The sequence below is a fragment of the Luteibacter sp. NPDC104163 genome, assembly GCF_055584245.1.
Genome location: NZ_JBVJMK010000001.1, coordinates 663,265 through 683,475, shown reverse-complemented (window position 1 = coordinate 683,475; position 20,211 = coordinate 663,265). Strand labels below are relative to the sequence as shown.

At 65.4% G+C, this 20,211-nt stretch carries 16 protein-coding genes; 8 read left to right on the top strand and 8 right to left on the bottom strand.

The window, feature by feature from the left end:
• Positions 1-447: 447 nt before the first annotated feature.
• The gene (locus tag ACZ6YI_RS03030; RefSeq protein ID WP_440326827.1) at positions 448-918 is read right to left on the bottom strand and encodes a DciA family protein; all 471 of its coding nucleotides are present in this window, start codon (positions 916-918) and stop codon (positions 448-450) included.
• A gap of 32 nt (positions 919-950) precedes the next feature.
• Between ACZ6YI_RS03030 and ACZ6YI_RS03025 the strand changes: the two genes are divergently transcribed.
• The 5 genes from ACZ6YI_RS03025 (at position 951) to ACZ6YI_RS03005 (ending at position 8,772) form a co-directional block, all read left to right on the top strand.
• Positions 951-1,862 (top strand): M23 family metallopeptidase, encoded by a 912-nt coding sequence (locus ACZ6YI_RS03025; protein ID WP_440326825.1) that lies wholly within the window; start codon positions 951-953, stop codon positions 1,860-1,862.
• A 134-nt stretch (positions 1,863-1,996) separates the two neighbouring features.
• Positions 1,997-4,711: a preprotein translocase subunit SecA gene (secA, locus tag ACZ6YI_RS03020; protein WP_465777359.1), complete on the top strand. Its 2,715-nt coding sequence runs from the start codon at positions 1,997-1,999 to the stop codon at positions 4,709-4,711.
• Between the two features lie 484 nt (positions 4,712-5,195).
• Positions 5,196-6,716, top strand: a complete 1,521-nt coding sequence (locus ACZ6YI_RS03015; protein ID WP_465777358.1) for a Fic family protein — start codon at positions 5,196-5,198, stop codon at positions 6,714-6,716.
• 77 nt (positions 6,717-6,793) lie between these two features.
• Positions 6,794-7,315, top strand: a complete 522-nt coding sequence (locus ACZ6YI_RS03010; protein ID WP_465777357.1) for a hypothetical protein — start codon at positions 6,794-6,796, stop codon at positions 7,313-7,315.
• Between the two features lie 794 nt (positions 7,316-8,109).
• The gene (locus ACZ6YI_RS03005; protein ID WP_465777356.1) at positions 8,110-8,772 is read left to right on the top strand and encodes a hypothetical protein; all 663 of its coding nucleotides are present in this window, start codon (positions 8,110-8,112) and stop codon (positions 8,770-8,772) included.
• A gap of 238 nt (positions 8,773-9,010) precedes the next feature.
• Here ACZ6YI_RS03005 and ACZ6YI_RS03000 read toward each other — a convergent pair whose 3' ends face one another.
• The 7 genes from ACZ6YI_RS03000 to ACZ6YI_RS02970 form a co-directional block, all read right to left on the bottom strand.
• A complete protein-coding gene (locus tag ACZ6YI_RS03000; protein ID WP_465777355.1) occupies positions 9,011-9,862 on the bottom strand; it encodes a symmetrical bis(5'-nucleosyl)-tetraphosphatase in 852 nt (283 codons plus the stop codon).
• Between the two features lie 56 nt (positions 9,863-9,918).
• Positions 9,919-10,302, bottom strand: a complete 384-nt coding sequence (gene apaG, locus ACZ6YI_RS02995) for a Co2+/Mg2+ efflux protein ApaG (protein WP_465777354.1) — start codon at positions 10,300-10,302, stop codon at positions 9,919-9,921.
• 52 nt (positions 10,303-10,354) lie between these two features.
• Complete coding sequence (gene rsmA / locus ACZ6YI_RS02990; RefSeq protein ID WP_465777353.1) at positions 10,355-11,134, bottom strand: 16S rRNA (adenine(1518)-N(6)/adenine(1519)-N(6))-dimethyltransferase RsmA; 780 nt, start codon at positions 11,132-11,134, stop codon at positions 10,355-10,357.
• Positions 11,131-12,126: a 4-hydroxythreonine-4-phosphate dehydrogenase PdxA gene (pdxA, locus tag ACZ6YI_RS02985; RefSeq protein ID WP_465777352.1), complete on the bottom strand. Its 996-nt coding sequence runs from the start codon at positions 12,124-12,126 to the stop codon at positions 11,131-11,133. The genes rsmA and pdxA overlap by 4 nt, the downstream gene beginning before the upstream one ends.
• A 4-nt stretch (positions 12,127-12,130) precedes the next feature.
• Positions 12,131-13,516, bottom strand: coding sequence for a peptidylprolyl isomerase (locus tag ACZ6YI_RS02980; protein ID WP_465777351.1), 1,386 nt, complete (start codon positions 13,514-13,516; stop codon positions 12,131-12,133).
• Between the two features lie 30 nt (positions 13,517-13,546).
• On the bottom strand, positions 13,547-16,063 hold the full coding sequence (locus ACZ6YI_RS02975; protein WP_465777350.1) for an LPS-assembly protein LptD: 2,517 nt from the start codon (positions 16,061-16,063) through the stop codon (positions 13,547-13,549).
• A gap of 147 nt (positions 16,064-16,210) precedes the next feature.
• Positions 16,211-16,771 carry a cob(I)yrinic acid a,c-diamide adenosyltransferase gene (locus ACZ6YI_RS02970; protein ID WP_465777349.1) on the bottom strand — a complete coding sequence of 187 codons (561 nt, stop codon included), beginning with the start codon at positions 16,769-16,771 and terminating at the stop codon, positions 16,211-16,213.
• 62 nt (positions 16,772-16,833) lie between these two features.
• Here ACZ6YI_RS02970 and ubiH point away from each other — a divergent pair, with 62 nt between their 5' ends.
• The 3 genes from ubiH (at position 16,834) to ACZ6YI_RS02955 (ending at position 20,112) form a co-directional block, all read left to right on the top strand.
• Complete coding sequence (gene ubiH / locus ACZ6YI_RS02965; RefSeq protein WP_465777348.1) at positions 16,834-18,051, top strand: 2-octaprenyl-6-methoxyphenyl hydroxylase; 1,218 nt, start codon at positions 16,834-16,836, stop codon at positions 18,049-18,051.
• A 14-nt stretch (positions 18,052-18,065) separates the two neighbouring features.
• Complete coding sequence (locus ACZ6YI_RS02960) at positions 18,066-19,259, top strand: UbiH/UbiF/VisC/COQ6 family ubiquinone biosynthesis hydroxylase (RefSeq protein ID WP_465777379.1); 1,194 nt, start codon at positions 18,066-18,068, stop codon at positions 19,257-19,259.
• Between the two features lie 61 nt (positions 19,260-19,320).
• A complete protein-coding gene (locus tag ACZ6YI_RS02955; RefSeq protein WP_465777347.1) occupies positions 19,321-20,112 on the top strand; it encodes a dienelactone hydrolase family protein in 792 nt (263 codons plus the stop codon).
• Positions 20,113-20,211: the final 99 nt, after the last annotated feature.

Below are 20,211 nucleotides of genomic sequence, written 5' to 3'. Positions count from 1 at the left end.
CAGGGTGGCCTCCTACGAGAGCAAGGCTTTCCTGCAATCGACCTCAGCGCGTCCGAGAGCCCTTGGTGCCCACCCTCGAGGCGAGTTCCGCAGGCTGCCGGTTCGCGCCCGTAGGGCAATAAGTACACATGCCCCGGAGGGGCACTCCCTTTCGAACGACGAGGACCTGTCTGAGCAGCGAGGGTGGGCGCCAAGGGCTCTTTCCAGAGACGTCAGAGCGCTAGCGCGATGGCCAAAGGCCGAGCCCCGCGCAGCCGAAGGCGAGCCCGATCGAAACAGCCTAAGTACCTCTACGTAAAGTCTTAACCGGCAATGCCCGGCCATCGGGTGACCGGCGTCACAACCGTGAACTTTACGTGCACTTTAGGTGTTCCCAACGTACATGCGTGCTATAAAGTCCGCCCACCGGGTGATCCGGTGGTACTTACGTACCGCATGGGCGGAACATTAAGTATCGGAATCAGAAGGCTTATCGGCCACGGAGGCCAAATCAAGGAAGAGATCCCGCAACGTGGGATCGGAGAGTGACGCCGCGGCAGCCCTCAGATGACGGGCCGCCCCGGTGGAAAGCGGTTTAAGCGGGTCGGGGCCTGGTGGCTCGACCGGCAGGGGGGCCACTTTCACGGCAACCGAGGAGGCCTTCGCGCCAATGGCGCGGGCAGCTTCAAGGATCTGCGCCTGGTACAGGCGCACCCGCGAAGCCCAGGCCGACGAGGGCGCAAGGAAGACGAGCCGGCCGTCGCGAAGGTCCGCGAAGCGGACGTGCTCGCGTAACGGTGCAGGAAGCGTCGCGCGCAGCTGGCGGTCCAGCGTGTCGAGCTCGCGAGCCCTCTGGGCGAGCCTGGCGACAGGCCCGACATCCGCGATGGACTTGAGTCCACGCGTTCTCGGTCGGGTTGGCTGGTACGGCGGTGGCATGGACCGGCTGAAACTTATTCGATGAAGAACGTATGCAGATCATACTCGTACCACGCGGCCATAAAGGCCCGAAAACGCTAAACCTTGCTTGCCGGCGCATGCGCTGCAAGCTCGCGATCATGGCGGTCGCCGGTGCCATCGGCATCGCCGGCATGGGTGCCGCGCTGGCCCTGGCCATCGCACGCCCCAGCAGCCACACCGTCGCCACCACGGACGCCGATGCACGCATCGCCCGGGTCAAGGCCGATGCCCAGCGCGATATCGATGCGCTCGCGGTGAAGCTGGGCCAGCTCCAGGCCCAGTCCGTGCGGCTGAACGCCCTTGGCGAGCGCCTGACCCAGGTCGGCAAGCTCGACGACGGCGAGTTCAATTTCAATGAAGACCCAGGCCAGGGCGGTCCGGAGCTCACCACCGGCAAGGACGAGGGCGCGATGGCGCCCGTCGCGCTGAACCAGAGCATCGATGAGCTGGCGGGGCAGTTCGATGCCCAGCAGGCGCAGCTCCAGGCCCTCAACGACCTGCTGCTCGATCGCAAGATCGAATCCAGCCTGCGCCCCACCGGCATGCCGGTGAACGGCTACATCTCCTCCTTCTTCGGCGGCCGGCCCGATCCCTTCAGCGGCCACAGCGCCCGTCACACCGGCATCGATATCGCCGCGCCCACCGGCACCCCGGTGACCGCGGTGGCCGAGGGCATGGTGACCTTCGCGGGCCAGCGCAGCGGCTACGGCGACGTGATCGAGATCGACCACGGCAACGGTTACATGACCCGCTACGCCCACAACAGCAAGCTGGTGGCCACGGTCGGCCAGCGCGTCCACGTGGGCGATGTGATCGCCAAGGCCGGCTCCACGGGCCGCTCGACCGGCTCGCACGTGCATTTCGAGGTCTGGTACCACGACCGTGTGGTCAACCCGCTGGCCTTCGTTCGCAGCCACCGCTGAGACAGCCTTGAACGGCGGCCCGGCGCCGCCATTAAAAGGCATGTTGTGGGGCGCCCGTAGTATGATCGTCCCTTCGTGCCGGTAAGGTTTTGCTCTTGCTGGCAATCCCCTTTTGTTTCAGATCCGGATGATCGATGTTCAATCGTGCCCTGACGAGCATTTTCGGCAGCCGTAACGACCGCGTGCTGCGCGACCTTTCCAAGACGGTCAAGCGCATCAACGCCCTCGAGCCGGAGTTCGAAAAGCTTTCCGACGACGCCCTGCGTGGCAAGACCGAGGAATTCCGCCAGCGTATCGCCGCCGGTGAATCCCTGGACAAGATCCTGCCGGAAGCCTTCGCAGTCACCCGCGAGGGCGCCAAGCGCGTGCTCGGCATGCGCCACTACGACGTGCAGATGATCGGCGGCATGGTCCTGCATGGCGGCCGCATCGCCGAAATGCGCACGGGCGAGGGCAAGACCCTGGTCGGTACGCTGCCGGTGTACCTCAATGCGCTGGAAGGCAAGGGAACCCACGTCGTCACCGTGAACGACTACCTGGCCCGCCGCGACTCCGCGCAGATGGGCAAGCTGTACAACTTCCTCGGCCTGACGGTCGGCGTCGTGTACCCGGGCATGGACCACGCCGACAAGCGTGGCGCCTACGCCGCCGACATCACCTACGGCACCAACAACGAGTTCGGCTTCGACTACCTGCGCGACAACATGGCGCTCAGCAAGGACCAGCGCTACCAGCGCGGCCTGCATTACGCCATCGTCGACGAGGTCGATTCGATCCTGATCGATGAAGCGCGTACCCCGCTGATCATCTCCGGCCCGGCCGAGGATTCCCCGCAGCTGTATATCGCGGTGAACAAGGTCGTCCCGCACCTGACCCGCCAGGAAACCGAAGAAGCCGCCGGCGACTACTACGTCGACGAGAAGCAGAAGCAGGTGCACATGTCCGAAGAGGGCATGGAGCACGCCGAGCAGTTGCTGCGCCAGGCCGGCGTCATCGAGCCGGAAAGCGGCCTGTACGATTCGAAGAACCTCGCCGTCGTCCACCACATGAACGCGGCGCTGCGCGCCAACGCCATCTACCAGCGCGACGTCGATTACATCGTGCGCGATGGCGAAGTCATCATCGTGGATGAGTTCACCGGCCGTACGCTCGCCGGCCGCCGCTGGTCCGATGGCCTGCACCAGGCGGTGGAAGCGAAGGAAGGCGTGCCCATCCAGCGCGAGAACCAGACCCTGGCGACGGTGACGTTCCAGAACCTGTTCCGCATGTACAAGAAGCTGGCCGGCATGACCGGTACGGCGGATACCGAAGCCTACGAATTCCAGTCGGTGTACGGCCTGGAAGTGGTGGTCATCCCCACCCACAAGCCGATGGTCCGCAAGGACAACCCGGACATGGTCTTCCTTGGCCCGGATGCGAAGTTCAAGGCGGTCATCGCCGACATCAAGGAATGCTTCGAGAAGGGCCAGCCGGTGCTGGTCGGTACCGCGTCGATCGACGTGTCCGAACTGGTCTCGGGCCTGCTCAAGAAAGAGCGCATCCCGCACGAAGTGCTGAACGCGAAGCAGCACGAGCGCGAAGCGCACATCGTGGCCCAGGCCGGCGCGCCGGGTTCCGTGACCATCGCCACCAACATGGCCGGCCGCGGTACCGATATCGTGCTTGGCGGCAGCATCGAGGCCGCACTGGCCGCGCTCCCGCCGGAAGCGACCGATGCCGATCGCGAGAAGCTCCGCGCCGAGTGGAAGCAGCGCCACGAGCAGGTGCTCGCATCGGGCGGCCTGCACATCATCGGTACCGAGCGCCACGAATCCCGCCGCATCGACAACCAGCTGCGTGGCCGTTCGGGCCGCCAGGGCGATCCGGGCTCGTCGCGTTTCTACCTGTCGCTGCAGGACAGCCTGATGCGCATCTTCGGCGGCGAGCGCATCGGCCGCTGGATGCAGATGTTCGGCATGAAGGAAGACGAGGCGCTGGAAGATCGCCTGATCACGCGCCAGATCGAGAAGGTCCAGCGCAAGGTCGAGCAGCACAACTTCGACATCCGCAAGAACCTGCTCGACTTCGATGACGTCGCCAACGACCAGCGCAAGGTGATCTACGCGCAGCGCGATGAACTGCTCGAAGCCGAAGACATCTCCGACATGGTCGGCGACATCCGCGCCGACGTGGTGGAAGGCCTGGTGCGCCGCTTCGTGCCGGCCGACAGCATCGACGACCAGTGGGATATCGCCGGCCTCGACCGCGAACTGGCCAGCGAACTGAACCTGCGCCTCGATGTGGCCCATTGGCTGGAAGGCCAGAAGGAAGCCGACGCCGAGGCGATCATGGAGCACGTCCGCCAGGCGGTGGACCAGCTGTTCGTCGAGAAGGAAGCCCAGGTCGGTGCCGAGACCATGCGTTCGCTCGAGAAGCACGTGATGCTCTCGGTGGTGGATAACGCGTGGAAGGAGCACCTCGCCAGCATGGATTACCTGCGCCAGGGCATCTACCTGCGTGGTTACGCGCAGAAGCAGCCGAAGCAGGAGTTCAAGCGCGAGTCGTTCGAACTGTTCTCCGAGATGCTCGACCGCATCAAGACCGAAGTGGTGCAGATGCTTGCCCGCATCCGCATCCGCAGCGAGGAAGAAGTGGCGGCGATGGAAGCGGAACAGCAGCGCGCGGCGGATGCCCAGCGCCTGCAGTTCCAGCATGCCGACGCGCAGGCGATGGCTGCGGGCGGCAACAATGCCGTGGCCGACCAAGCCGTCCCGACCAACGTGGCCGATGGCCCGAAGGTCGGCCGCAACGACCCTTGCCCCTGCGGCTCGGGCAAGAAGTACAAGCACTGCCACGGTCAGCTGACCTGATGAAAAAAACCCGCCGAAAGGCGGGTTTTTTTTTGCGACCGCTGCACCACGCCCTGTGATCGGTTCATTCGCAGCCGCGAATGCATGTGTTGAGCGGCTTACGCCGCCTTAGGCTGGACGTCCGCTGGGGGCGGTGACGGCCAGGCCCTTGGGGCCGCCAGTCGCGGACCTTCGGACCGGGCCGTAGCTTCCGTGTCGCGAATAGCGTGCCGCCCGGAGGCCCTCCGCTCATGTCGCCCCCAAGGGCCTGACCGTCTCCGAGTCGACACGCCCCGTTTCGTGATGCACAAGCCGGCACGCCGTGCCTTAGAGCGGCGCGTGGCGATCCTCGTGTAAAGAAAAGTACGGAAGTTTGCCGTCCTGTAAAGAAAATGCCGTCCCGGTAAAGAAGAGATAGCAACGGAGCGCTTGACGCTAACTTCTATGTAAAGAAAAATGCGGTCAATGGCAGTTTTGTAAAAAAAATGCAGGCCAGGAAAAGAAAATGTCGGTCGGATACGCGTTTCTCAAAGAAAAGCTGGGCCTGACCTCCTTTGACCCGGTCCGCCCCGCCCTGATCAAGCCCACCACGCGCCTCACGCGGAATGTGGATCATCTGGCCGTGCCCCAACGGATGGCCCCGCATTCCGACGATCCCATCCAGCACGTACTCTTCGCACTGAAGCACGAAGGCATGGAGCTGGCCTTGCTCATGGAAGCCATGCGCAAGCTATCAGGCAACGACGTTCTGGCCGAGGTCCAGCGCACCCCGGGTGGCCGTTACACGCGGCAGCTCGGGTTCTTTTGGGAGGAGGCCCATGGCCGACGCCTGGAAGGCGCGCCGGCTGGTACCGGTGCAGTGGTCGACGTCTTCGACCCCGGCCGGTTTGTCACCCAGCCCGACGGCATAAACATGCCCTTCTGGAGGGTGAACTGGAATGGCTTGGGCACGACGGCCTGGTGCGCCACGGTCGAGCGCACGCCATCGGTCGAACACGCCATGGCCTCTGACGTGCCCGGGCGCGTGCGTGCCTATGCTGAAAGCCTGACAGGCGAAATTCGAGAGCGAGCACTGAGCTTTGCTTACCTGAGCGAAACGAAATCGAGCTTCGCCATCGAGCACGAGATCCCGAGCGAAGCGCGGCAAAACGCCTTCGTGGCCTTGCTCCACGCCGCTCACAAGGAAACCCCTCTGTCGGAGGAATACCTCACCGGTCTGCAACAGGCGACGATTTCTAATCCGCTAGATCGCGCCGTGGGTTTTCGGACGGAACAGAATCACCTGGCGAACGCGCTTCCTGGTGCCGCAGGCGTCACCTACGTGCCGCCACCGCCCGATATCGTCGGAGAGCTGATGGACGACATGATGTCGTTCGCCAACTGCATGCCTGCCACCATCGATCCGCTCGTTGCTGGCGCCATCAGTTCGTTCGGCTTCGTTTTCATCCATCCTTTCATGGATGGCAACGGACGACTGAGTCGCTTCCTGATCCACCACGCGCTGTGCCAATCCGGAGCCTTGGGAAGCGGTCTGATTCTCCCTATCTCAGTCGCGATGAAGAAGCACGAGAATGAGTATCTCGACGCACTCAAGGCATTCTCTGTCCCGGCGCGCGAGCGCTGGCAAGTCGTCTGGGGAGACGGCGAGCGCTTCGAATACAAGTACGTCGGCAGCGCGCGCTACGAGATGTACCGATACTGGGACGCGACGCGTGCGGTGGAGTTCACCTACCGCATGGCCGAGCAAGCGCTCGCAGTCGAGCTACGCACAAATGTCGAGTACCTGGAGCGCTACGACTACGTTACTCGTAAGGTCACAGAGCAGGCGGATGTCAGGGGCAGCGACCTGGCTGTCCTGGTACGCAGCGCGCTGGACTTGAACGGTGTCGTGTCGAAGAGGCGGCGGGACCAGTTCCAGGTTCATACGGAGCCACGCGTGTTCGACCTGATCGAGACATTTGCCAAAGAGGCGCTGCTGCGTGATCCGGACGATCTCCACCGCGAACCCGATGACGTGGCGGATTAGTCGCGGTCACCCCTCGGCTTCTGCCGGCACTAGCCCGCCATACTTTTTCGCCAACTCCCGCTGTTGTAGGAGCGCGCTTGCGCGCGATCACGAGGATCGACATGGCTCATCTTCACCGTGCGCGCGCTTATCTGCTCCCTAGCCTGCTGGCCTTACTGTTCTGCGTCTCGATTCAGGCCGACAACGCAGGTACTGAACGGTCCGAGCCGTGCCAGACCTTCACCGTCACGCCGGTCCATCAGGTTCCGTTACAGGACGTCGGGAGACTGCTGCCGGAAGTCTCAGTCCAAGGTGCGCCCGGCTCCATCTCATTCGTTCGATTTGATGAGGAAGATCACCCTCAGCGGGACAGGCGCCATGCGTTGGCGCTCGTTTATGCCCGCGCGGGCGACCTCGGCGAAGCGCCGATCGGAGGCTATGTCTGGATGACGACCGACGAGTTCGTTGGCCACCCCCAATTCGCAAAATCAACGGATTCGCTCTCGGTCACGTTGAACGTGGATGATGGCCCACGCTGCAATGTGAAACCCTTGGTCTTCGAGTTGAGGTCAGGGGGGAAGGTGTACGTCAACAACCGTTTTATCGGCGCTGTGAAGTAGCGCTGTATTCAGAGCATTTGCGAGCCCAGTCTGCAGTGTGTAAGAGCATCGCGCGCAAGCGCGCTCCTACAGGGCGGGGGGCTTGGTCGCCGTGACCTTTTGGTTTCTCGCGGTGGGATTCGGACCGCATTGCCAGCCACTGCGCATTCTATTTGCGACTCGCCCTCCCTTGATTGCATGTCGCTATGGACTGGCCACCTCAGGTTCCCTACTTCGCAAGGGTGAAATCTTGCGAGTCGAGAGATCGTGGCTTGGTCTGCTATGGAAGTTATCCACAGCCATTCCCAACATGTTGGGTCTCAGCCCCTGATATTCTCGATATGTAGTATCTACTGGCACTCCCTGTTATCGCTTGCCAATTTGTTAAATCGAGAGTACGGTGCGCAAAAAAAAACGCCCCGCTAGAGGCGGGGCGTCTCAAACTTTGAAGAGAACTGAAAGGAGGAGCCGTAGCGAACTGGTCACTATGCGGGCACGTACTTCCAGAGCCCTGTCTTGGCGGACGGGACATTGTATTGATCTGCGTTTGCGCTCGTCAATCCGCTGGAGCAAGTGCTTTGCGTAGCGTTTGTTGAAGTATTCGACAATTACGCGAGGTAATCATGAGCAAGAAGGTCACGCAGTATCGAAGCGCAAAGTCCGGTCGATTCGTAACTCCGCAGTTCGCGTCGACTCACAAGGCAACCACTGTGAAGGAGCAGAACAATGCTCCGAGGGCACATGGACCGCGCAAGAAGTGACAGTCGCCCGGAGCGGGCGGCAGCCCGCTCCGATTCCAGCTAAGCGAGGCTCCGATGAATACTATTCTCTCTTCTCCAGTTCCAAGCATGCCCGGTCCACGACTGTCCGCGCGCAGCGCAGCACTTTTTCTGGGTTTGCCTGCATACAAGCAGGTGCAATTACTGCGCGAGCAGAAGTACCCGAGACAAGCCCCTCAAATATTCAAGCAGCCCTACTACCAAGTTGCTCTCACGGCGATACGTGATCTTGTTGGTCGTGGCGTGGCAGCGATCGCCGATGCCCGGGCCGCTGTCGCGCGGATCTCGAATTCCGCCCAGCGGATGCATAACGCTCGCGTACTTGAGCAGTTCTTGCAAAGCGACGTTATGAAGCGTTCGCTGATCCTTGTACCGCTACCCAAGTTGTACGCCCGCATCGACGATCTGGAATTGCGCCTTTCGGCAGATCTCTGCGTCGTCGAGCGGGGTGTGACGAAGTTCATTTATATCAACTGCAAAGACGAAAGGGTGGAGCCTGAGGTCGCGAAAGCAACGTTGGAAATAGCGCATTGGATTCTCGACGAGAATGAGGTCGCGACGTCTATAAGGAATCTTGAATTCATCGATCTTTTCCGAAACGAGCGATATTCGCGGTCGCAACGACGGGGCGGGACGATTCGTACGCTAGACGTCAACGCGCGGATTATCACAACGCTTTGGGATGGCATCGATCCATGACGTGTCCCACGGTGTGCCTTGTTGCATCGGTTGATTTCTGAAAGCGGAAAAGGCGGGGCCTTGACGCTCAGCCCCTGGGGCGAGTGCCGTGAGCGAGATGGCCGGGCGGGCAAAGCCCGCTCGGCCATCGTTTGGAGTGCTGGCCAAGTCAGTTCAGTGCGAAGCCGAAGGCGGCTCTCATTAGCAGCACTCGAAAGAGCCAGCACGCGGTGGCGTAGTCGAATTCGCGGTCGGTAACCTAGTCGCCGCCGCCTTTGGGTTTCTGGCGGTAGGATTCGGCTTGCACCGTGATGTACTGGGGCTCTTCCTCGTCGATGCGCATGGCGGTCAGCTGGCCGCCCCACACGCAACCGGTATCGATCGCATAGATACCCAGGCCCGCGAAACGGCCGAGTGCCGACCAGTGGCCGCAGACGATTTTCGTCTCGCGCCGGCGCATGCCCGGCACTTCGAACCACGGGTACATACCCGGCTTCTGCGTGCCCGGGCGATCCTTGCCTTCAAAGTCGATCCGACCGTTCACATCGCAATAGCGCATGCGCGTGAGCGTGTTGATCGTGGCGCGGTGGCGTTCCACGCCCTGCAGGCGGTTGTTCCACGCGGCGGGGCGGTTGCCGAACAGGTTCTTCAGCAGGCGCTGGTGGCGCGGGCCGCCGAGCTCGCGCTCGACCTCCAGCGCCGCACGCTGCGCCTGGCGTAGCGTCCACAGCGGGGCGAGGCCCGCATGGATCATCGTCCAGCCCAGCGCTTCGTCGTGGTGGAGCAGCTTCTGCATGCGCAGCCACTCGAGCAGCACCGGCGCATCGTCCGCGAACAGCACTTCGCGCAACTCGGGGTTCACCCGCTGCTGCGCATCCTCGCGGCGCTGGCCGATGGCCAGCAACGAGAGATCGTGGTTGCCAAGCGTGATGATGCTGCGCTCGCGCAGCGAGTGGATGAGGCGCAGCGTCGCGAGCGATTCACCGCCGCGGTTGACCAGGTCGCCGCAGAACCACAGCTGGTCGGCGGCGGGGTCGAAGCGCAGCTTCTCGAGCAGGCGCTGGAGTTCCGGGTAGCAACCCTGGACGTCGCCGATCGCGTAGACGGCCATCAGGTTGCTCGCTTCATGTCGCCGCCGGGGGCGGTTGCGCTATCCATGCGTCAGTCCTAGTGCAGCGTGCGGGGAATGGAGAGGACGAAGGCCGGGATCGGCGTATCGAAGTGCGTACCGTCATCGGCCACCATGCGATACGAACCGGCCATGGTGCCGACCGCGGTCTCAAGGACGGCGCCCGAGGTGTATTCGTAGGTATCGCCCGGACGCATCCACGGCTGTTCGCCCACCACGCCATCGCCGCGCACTTCTTCCACCTTGCCGTTGGCATCGGTGATGACCCAGTGGCGGCCGAGCAGCTGCGCGCCCGTCGCGCCCGCGTTGCGCAACGTGATCGTGTAAGCGAACACGTAGCGGTTATCGCCGGGCTGGGACTGGTCGGGTACGAAGCGGGTTTCGACCTCCACGTCGATCGTGTAGGGGTTTTTCGAGTTCATGCAGCGATTGTGTGGGACGCGGAGGGGGTGGGCAAGTATGCCCTGATCTTGTTCAGGTCGCGTTCGCGAGCTTGACGAAATCCGCGGGCGCAAGCGTTTCCGCGCGGGCGCGCGGGTCGATGCCGAGCTCGCGGATGGTGGCCTCGTCGACCAGGCCCTTCAGCGTATTGGAGAGGGTCTTGCGGCGCATGGCGAACGCGGCCTTCACGACCGCGTGGATCTTCGCCGGGTCGCCCTTGGGCAACTGCTCGGGCAGGAGCGGCACCATGCGCACCACGGCGGAATCGACCTTCGGCGGCGGCCGGAACGCGCCCGGCGGCACCACGAACAGCGGGGTGACCTTGCAGGCGAGCTGCAACATGACACTGAGCCGCCCGTAGACCTTGCTGCCCGGCTCGGCGGCCATGCGGTCGACGACTTCCTTCTGCAGCATGAAATGCATGTCCTGGATCGCCGCGGCGTGTTCGACGCAGTGGAACAGGATGGGGCTGGAGATGTAGTAGGGCAGGTTGCCGGCGATGCGCAGGCGCTCCGCGCCCAGTTCCTTTGCCAGCGCGCTGAAATCCACCTTGAGCACATCCGAATGCACGATGCGCAGGTCGCCGATGGGCGCCGCGCGTTCCTGCAGGCCCGGGATCAGGTCGGTATCGAGCTCGATGGCGGTCAGCTTCTTCGCCACGGCCAGCAGCGGCAGGGTCATGGCGCCTTCGCCGGGGCCGATCTCGACGACGGTGTCGCCATCCTTCGGCGCGATGGAGGAGACGATGCGCTCGATGTAGCGCTTCTCGTGGAGGAAGTGCTGGCCGAAGCTCTTTTTGGGGCGTGCGTTCATACGGCGGCCCGCGGGCGGGCGAGATCCATGGCGAGGCGCGTGGCGGCGAACAGGCTGGCGGGATCGGCGCGGCCGGTGCCGGCCAGGTCGAGCGCCGTGCCGTGGTCGACGGACGTGCGGATGAAGGGGAGGCCGAGCGTGACGTTCACGGTGCGATCGAATGCTTCGCTCTTGAGCACCGGGAGGGCCTGGTCGTGGTACATGGCCAGCACCGCGTCGTAGCGCGGGCGCATGGCCGGCACGAAGGCCGTATCCGCGGGCAGGGGGCCGATCAGGTCCATGCCATCGCCGCGCAGGCGCTCCAGCAGCGGGATGATCGTATCGAGCTCTTCGCGGCCCATGTGCCCGCCCTCGCCCGCATGCGGGTTGAGGCCAAGCACCGCGATGCGCGGCTGGGAAAGGCCGAAGCGCTCGCGCAGGGCGCCGTGCACGATGCGCAGGGTGCGTTCGAGCAGCGCCGGGGTGATCGCGGCAGGCACGGCGGCGAGCGGCAGGTGGGTGGTCGCGAGGGTCACCCGGAGTTCCGGGCTGGCGAGCATCATGACCACCTCGGCCCCTGCGCGCTCGGCGAAGAACTCGGTGTGGCCGCTGAAGGCGATGCCTGCTTCGTTGATGCTGGATTTCTGGACCGGGCCGGTGACCACGGCATCGAACGTCCCCGAAAGGCAGCCATCCGCGGCGATCGCGAGCATCTCGAGCACGTGGTGGGCGTTGGCGGGGTCCGGTGTGCCGGGGCGCGCCGGGGCGCCGAGCGGCACATGGCGGATGCGCAGGTGGCCCGCGGGGCGGTGCGTGAGGCGCTGGCCGTCATCGTCGCTGAGCTGTAGCGCTACGCCGCACGCGGCGGCAGCCTGCTCGAGCAGCCCGCGATCGGTGATGGCAACGAGATCGGCGGCCAGGTCGCTGGCCGCCAGGCGGGCAAGGAGTTCGGGACCGACCCCGGCAGGCTCACCGGCGGTGACGGCGAGCCTGGGCAGGGTGGTCGCGTTCATGCCCTTAGTTGGAGGCGGGCGTCGTCGCCGAGGCCTGCTTGTCGTCCGGATCCTTGAGTTCCGGCACGCGGATGTCGACGAAGGACGACGAGCGCAGTTCGCGCAGGTAGCTCTCGTAGGCCTCGTCGGCCTTGCGGTTGCCGATGGCCTGGCGGGCCTGGTTGCGCTGCGATTCCTCGGTGACGTCGCTCTGGCGGGTGCCCAGCAACTGCATCACGATCCAGCCGGCATCGGTCTGGAACGGCTTCGAGACTTCGTTTTCCTTCAGGCCATCCAGCTGGGTGGCGATGGCCTGGCCCCAGGCGTCCTTCTGGAACCAGCCCATGTCACCACCGGCATTGGCCGTGGTGGTGTCCTTGGAGTCGTCCTTTGCCAGCTTGGCGAAGTCGCCCTTCTTCTCGGTGACCTGGGTGTAGATGTCCTGGGCCTTCTTCTCGGCCTGCTCCGGCGTGACGATCTCCGACGGTTTGATCAGGATCTGGCGCGCGTGGTACTCGGTGACGACCTGGCGGCCCGGCTGGCGGGTATCGACCAGCTTAAGGATGTGGAAGCCCGTGGGGCCGCGGAGCGCAGGCGTGGATTCACCCGGCTTGAGCGAGCCGACGGCATCGGCGAAGGCCGGCGGCACTTCGTCGAGGCGGCGCCAGCCGAGGTCACCACCGTCGAGCGCGTCGGGCGCATCGGAATACTGGATGGCGACGGCGTTGAAATCCTTGCCGCTCTTGATGTCGGCGATGGCCTTCTCCGCCTTGGCCTGGGCGGCGGCGATATCGTTCGCGCCACCTTCGGCCGGGGTGCTGACCTGGATGTGGGCCAGGTGCACTTCGCCCGCCTTGTAGGTCGGGCTGGCGAGGAGGTTGTTGACCTCGGCGTCGGTGACCGTGACCTGGTCGCGGACGACGCTCTCGTGCAGCTTCTGGGTGATCAGCTGGTCGGAGATCTGCTGGCGGAAGCCCTGCCAGCTCATGCCATCCTGCGTGACCGCCTGCTGGAGCTGGTCGGCCGACATCTTGTTCTGCTGGGCCACGTTGGCGACGGCCTGGTCCACGTCCTGGTCGGTGACGTGGATGTTCTGGTCGGCGGCGCGCTGCGTCTGCAGCTTCATGAGGATCAGGCGATCGAGCACCTGGCGGGCCAGGATGTTCGCGGGCGGCAGCTGGCCCGGGTTCTGGGCGTACTGCTTGGTCACCGCGGCGATGGCGGCATCCAGTTCGCTCTTGAGGATCGTGTCCTCTTCCACCACCGCGACGATGCAGTCCAGCGCGCCCGGGCAGGCGATGCCGCTGGCACCGCTGGCCCCCTGGGCCTGCGGCATCAGCTGTGCGTGGGCGGTGGGCACGGCCGCCAGGAGGGCGGCGGCGAGCACGGAGTAAACGAGGATCTGCTTCATCGAATAGGGAGCCCGGGGCGCCTGCCCCATTTATTGATAGCCAAGGATAGCACGCCGCAGGTACTGGCCCGATTGAGGATTCAGCGAGCCCAGCCCCTTGAATTCCAGCTCAAACATGATCGCGTTGTTCGTCCGGCGGGTGTAATCCTGGACGTAGTGGCGGCCAAGGATGCGGAAGGCGACGCAGCAGCTGTCGTATTCGACGCCGGCGGCGGCTTCCAGGGTCCGGTGCGAGAACGTGAACGTGGTGAAGGAGGCCCCGTTGTCCAGGGTGACCGGCACGATGTCGCGGCGGGCAAAGACCCAGCGCGCCAGGGCACGCCAGCGCTCCGACACCGGGTAGACCACGGAGGTGTCGAATTGTTCCATCACGTTCCGGCGGTACCGGTACGAGAAGTTGACGATGCCGTCGCCCTTGATCCGGCGCTGGATCTGCACGGTGGCCAGGTCGGTGTCGTGGCCCTGGAACCCATACTGGCCTGTATCGGGGTTCGGGTAGACGCGCTGCTTGTCGTTCGGATTCCACTGGTACGAGCTGTTGAGGCGCCACTTGTCGTTGAGCTGCACGGCGAACTGGGCCACGTAATTCGAGCCGTTGTAGTCCGTGGGCAGCACGCCCGGCATCTGCACCTTCTGGTCGCTCAGGTAACGGATCTGGCCCACGCTGGCCGAGACCCGCTCCACGCCGTTGTCATCGAGCAGGCGAGTGGTCAGCGCCGCGGTGACGTTGTTGGCATCCATCTGGCGGTCGGCGCCGGCGAAGCGGTTGGTGGTGAACAGCTGCCAGAAGTCGAACGACATCTCGTTGGTGTCGAACGTCGGCAGCTTCTCCTGGTTCCGGTACGGCACGTAGAGGTAGTAGACGCGCGGTTCGAGCGTCTGCGTGTAATCCGAGCCGAAGAGATGGGTCTGGCGGTCGAAGATCAGCCCGGTGTCGAGGCTGGCGATCGGCAGCGAGCGCGTCGGGGTGCGGTCCGGGAACGTGCTCTTGTAGTCGGCGTTTTTCAGCTGGTACCCGGTGAAGCGGTATTCGGCGCGCGGGCGGATGAACCAGAACGGCCCGCCGAAATCACCCGCGATATACGGGGCGAGGTCCAGGCGGTTGCCATCGAGCTGGTTGCCGAATGGATTGCGGTTCGCCTTGCGGAACGCCACCGCCTCCGAGTCGATACCCACGTCAAGCCATGAATTCAGCGGGACCTCGGCGTTGAACGTGCCGCGCGGCCAGCGCTTGTAAGGCTCCACGTAATTCGGCAGGCCCGGGTCGACGTTCTGGTACGCATCGACGCCCAGCGACGAGGACCAGTACTTGCCACCCTTCGACACATAGACGCTGGAGGTCAGGATGCCGACCGCCGAGGTGTAGAGGTCGTTGCCGAAATCGCGGAAGTATTCGTTATCCGACGCGCGGTTGATGTTGGCGTACAGCGAGAAGCCGGCACCCAGGTTGGTCGAATTCGTGATCTGCGCGAGGTAACGCTGCTTCGCGTCGCCACGGTCGCCAAACTGCGAGAAGTCGGTGTCCTGGCCCTTGTCGTTGCCCAGGTACTGCACGTTGAACGTGCCCCGCGACGTCGGCAGCAGGTAGCGGAACTCGGCACCGAGCATCAGGCCGCGCTCGGTGTAGTACGTAGGGGTCACGGTCGCATCGTAATTCGGTGCGATGTTGAAATAGTAAGGCGTGGACAGGTACGTACCCGCATGGCTCGACGAGCCGAAGGTCGGGTAAAGGAAGCCGCTCTTGCGCCGGTCATCCAGCGGGAAGGTGAAGTAGGGCAGGTACATGAACGGCACGCCCTTGAAGCGCATGGTCGCGCTGCGGGCGACACCCACGCCGGTGTCCTTGTTCAGGTTCACCGTCTTGGCGCGGAATTCCCACTGGTGCTTGCCCACGTCGCAGGTCGAGTACGTGGCCATGCGCATGCGGCCGTGCATCGGGTCGGTGACCGTCGCGTGGTCGGCCACGCCATTGCCGCGCGACTGCAGCAGCTGGTAGGTCACCTTGTCCGCATCGCCCTGGTTCGGCGTGGTCGTGCCGGTCATGCGGTCGGCACGCAGGAGCATGCCGGCTTCCTGGTAGCGGACGTTGCCTTTCGCGTCGTACGCGGTGGAATCCGCGTTGTAGGTGACGTCCTCGGCCTGCAGCACCTGGTCGGCACGTTGCAGGCGCACGCCGCCGGTCATGTGGTAGATGTTCGGTTCGGGGCTCTCGACCTTCACGCCCTCGGTACCGTTGATGTTCGACACGGTATCGGTGACGGCGGTATCGCGCAGCGTCGTGTCCTTCGTGATCGTGGGATCGTAGAAGTCCAGCATGGCGTTGGGGCTGCACATGGCGTAGCTCACCGGGCGCGGTGCGCACACGAACGAGCCGAGCGGGCAGGTGACTACATCGCTCGCCTCGCGGCTGCGCGACGTGCTCACAGCGGTGGGCGCCGAGGCGGCGGTGGATTGTGCCTGGGCCTGCCAGGCGGTGCCGGAGACGACGAGGGCGACGGCGGTCGCCAGCAGGCGGCGTTTAGGCAGGATGCTGATGCGGGGCGTCACGGGCGGGGTCTGGTCCGTTCGAAAGGCGGCCAACTTAGCAGAATCGCCGCCTGCATCGCACGATGGCACTCCACGCATAAGCTCGAACCCCTGGCGAGGGCGCGGCGGTGATCGCCGTGCCGATACCCTTGAGCTTACACCGCCCGCTCAGCCGCGCGGGCGGCGCTCGTGTTGCCACAGCACCTCGCCGTGCCCGCTCTGGCGGGCCAGGATGCGTGCCAGGACGAACAGCAAATCTGAAAGGCGGTTCAGGTAACGCTGCGCTTCAGGGCGCACTTCCTCGACGCGGGCCAGCGCCACCACCTCGCGTTCCGCGCGGCGGCACACGGTGCGGGCCACGTGGCAGGTGGCCGCGGCCATGCCGCCGCCGGGCAGGATGAAGTCCTTCAGCGCGGGCAGGTCGGCGTTGAACGCGTCCAGCACTTCTTCCAGCCGATCGATGTCCTTGCCCTGCACCATGGCCATGCCGGGGATGCACAGCTCGCCGCCGAGATCGAACAGCTCGTGCTGAACCTGGATAAGCACCTCGCGGATCGCCTCACCCGTGCCCTCGCTGGCGATGACCATGCCAAGCGTGCTGTTGAGCTCATCGACGGTGCCGTAAGCCGCGACCCGCAGGGAATCCTTGCCGGTGCGGCTGCCATCGCCCAGGCCGGTGCTGCCATCGTCACCGGTACGCGTATAGATCTTCGAAAGTCGGTTACCCATCGGGCGATTCTAGCCTGCGGCGGGCCGCCGCACCCACGGTGCGTGCACGTGGCGGCGTTATGATGCGCCGCATGAGCCCTGCATCCCCCATCCTCATCGTCGGCGGCGGCCTGGTCGGCGCAAGCCTCGCTATCGCCCTGGATACCGCCGGCATCCCGGCCATGCTGGTGGAGGCCGCCGCGCCGCGCGTGGGCGACCAGCCCAGCTATGACGAGCGCAACCTGGCCCTGGCCCGTGCCACCGTCAATGGCCTGGCCTCGATAGGGGTATGGGACCTTGCCCGTGCCCGGGCGACGCCGATCACGCATATTCATACGAGTCGCGCCGGCGATTTCGGCAGCGTTCGGATGGATGCCGCCAGCGAGGGCGTGGACGCGCTCGGCTGGACCCTGCCCGCGCGCGAACTCGGCGAGGCGCTGCTGCGTCGGCTCGATAGCTGCCGGCTCCTGACGCGCATGGCGCCGGCACGGGTCGAGCGGATCGAGCCGGTGGACGATGCCTGGCTGGCGACCATCACCGGGCCCGGCGGTACGACGCAGGTCCGCACGCCGCTGGTGGTTGGCGCCGATGGCACGGGTTCCGGTATTCGCGCCCAGCTCGGCATCGGCACGCGCGAGCACGATTACGAGCAGGCCCTGTTCGTGAGCACGATGACCCCGGAGCGCGACCCGCGTGGCCGCGCGTTCGAGCGTTTCACCGATGAGGGCCCGGTGGCCGTGCTGCCGCTCGCGGAGCGCCGTGTCGGGCTGGTCCTCACTGTGGGTGCCGAACGCGCCGATGAGGTCGCGGCGCTGGACGATGCAGGATTCGCGGCCCTCGCGCAGGCCCGCTTTGGCTGGCGCCTCGGACGGCTGGCCCGGCCCGGCAAGCGCGTGCCGTACCCGATCCGCCGCGTCGCTGCCGAAGCGCTGATTGCCCAGCGTGCGGTGCTCGTGGGCAACGCCGCGCAGACCGTGCACCCGATCGGCGCCCAGGGTTTCAACCTTGGCCTGCGCGATGCCCTGACCCTTGCCGAGCTGGTGGCCGCAGGTGGCGATCCCGGCGCGCCGGCCTTGCTCGCGGAATACGCGCGCCGGCGTAGCCCCGATCGCGAAGGCACCATGGCGATGAGCCACGGCCTCATCCGGCTCGCGTGCCTCGACCAGCCGTTCCTCGGGCCGCTGCGCTCGCTGGCCATGCTGGCGCTGGACCGCGTGCCGCCGCTGCGCCACGCGCTGACCCGCCGCGGGATGGGCTTCCGCGAAAACGCGCCTTTCGCCGTGCGGGAGAAGACACCGTGAGCGACCACTGGAACATGGATGCGCCCCGTCGCCGTGGCGGGTTGCTGGATGTCGCCGTCGTTGGCGGTGGCATGGTGGGCGCCGCCGCTGCGCTTGCATTGGCACGTGCTGGTTTCAGCGTCGCACTGGTCGATGCACGCGAACCGGCGCCCTGGGCCGCCGCGCATGACGTGGACCTGCGCGTCGTAGGCCTCGCGCCGTCGTCGCTCCAGCTGCTCGACCAGCTCGGCGTCTGGCCGGCCATCCGCGATGGGCGCGCATCGCCTTACGAACGCATGGTGGTCTGGGACGCTGAAAACGGCGCCACGCTGCACTTCGATGCTGCCGACGAGGGCCGCGATGTGCTTGGCTATATCGTCGAGAACAACCTGGTGCAGGCGGTGCTCTGGCACGCGTTGGACGACGCAGGGGTGCGCCGCGTGGTGCCGGCGGAAGTCACCGGCTACAGCATGCGCGAGGACCGCGCGCAGCTGGATCTTGCGGATGGCCAGGTGTTGTCGGCGAAGCTGGTGGTCGCTGCGGATGGCGCGGCGTCGCCGCTGCGCGGCATGGTCGGCATCGGCACGCATGGCCGCGATTACGCGCAGCGCGGCATCGTCGCGCACGTGGCCACCGCGCGGCCGCATGAACGCACGGCGTGGCAGCGTTTTCTTCCCGGTGGCCCACTGGCGTTCCTGCCGCTGGCCGATGGGCGCAGTTCCATCGTGTGGTCCCTGCCGGAAGCCGAGGCGCAGCGCGTGCTCGCGCTCGATGACGAGGCCTTCCGCAATGAGCTCGGTGTCGCCAGCGATTTCCGTCTGGGGCCGATCGAAAGCGTGACCCGGCGCGCTGCGTTCCCGCTGCGCTTGAATCTTGCCGACCGCTATGAAACCGGACGGTTGGTGTTGCTCGGTGATGCGGCGCACGCGGTGCATCCGCTCGCGGGGCAGGGGGTGAACCTTGGCCTGCGTGACGTGGCCGAGCTGCGCGATACGCTGGTCGATGCCCGTGCCGCCGGCCGCGACATCGCCGCGACCCACGTGCTGCGCCGCTATGCCCGTCGCCGCCGCAGTGCCGACGAGCTGGATGCACGCTCGTTCGACGCCCTCGCGCGCATCTACGGCTGGACCGCCGCACCCCTGGTCACCGCCCGCGGCCTCGGCGTCCGCCTGGTCGACGGCATCACCCCGCTAAAACGCAAACTGGTCCGCCACGCGGCTGGCCTCTAGTAGCGCCGCATTCCCCTACATTCCCTTATGCTTCGGCCACCAACCCCCAGGGAGAACGCCGATGCGCCGCAGCTTGCTTGCCTTGTCACTCCTCGCCCTCGGCGCCGCGGGTAGCGCCCATGCCGCCATGGTCGCGAAGCCGGTCCAGTGGACCGACCACGGCGTGACCTTCAAGAGCTTCCTGGTCTACGACGATGCCGTGACGGCCAAGCGCCCGGGCCTGGTCATGGTCCCGAACTGGTTCGGCGTCAACGACATGGCCATTGCGAAGGCCAAGGACATCGCCGGCAAGGATTACGTGATCCTGCTGACCGACATGTACGGCGGCGATACGCGGCCGAAGAACACGGACGAAGCGGGCGCCGCGGTGAAGCCGCTCTACGGTGATCGCAAGCTCATGCGCGAGCGCGTCACCCGTGCGTTCGACGAGCTGAAGGCACAGGAAAAGAATGCCCCGATCGATCCGGCGCGACTGGCCGCCATCGGTTTCTGCTTCGGTGGATCGGCGGTGCTCGATCTGGCGCGCACCGGCGCGGATGTCGCGGCGGTCGTGACCTTCCACGGCCTGCTTTCCGATGACTCGAAGCTGGGCTCGAAGCTGCACGACACCCACGTGCTGGCGCTCAACGGCGCCGACGATGCCAACGTGCCGCCCGAGCAGCGCGCCGCGTTCGAGGCGGAAATGCGCGCCGCGAAAGCGGACTGGGCCTCGGTGGATTACGGCAACGCCGTGCATTGCTTCACGGAGAAGGAAGCCACCGAAAGCACCGGCAATTGCCGCTATGACGCGAAGGTGGCCACGCGCGCCTATGCGGCGATGAAGGCCTGGCTGACCGAAGCCTTCAAACACTAACCGCCTGAATGCTCCTGTGGGAGCGCGCGGGGGCGCGCGGGGGGGGGGGGGCCCGGCCCCCCGCCCGCCCGCGCCCGCCCCCCCCGGGCGGGGCGGAGC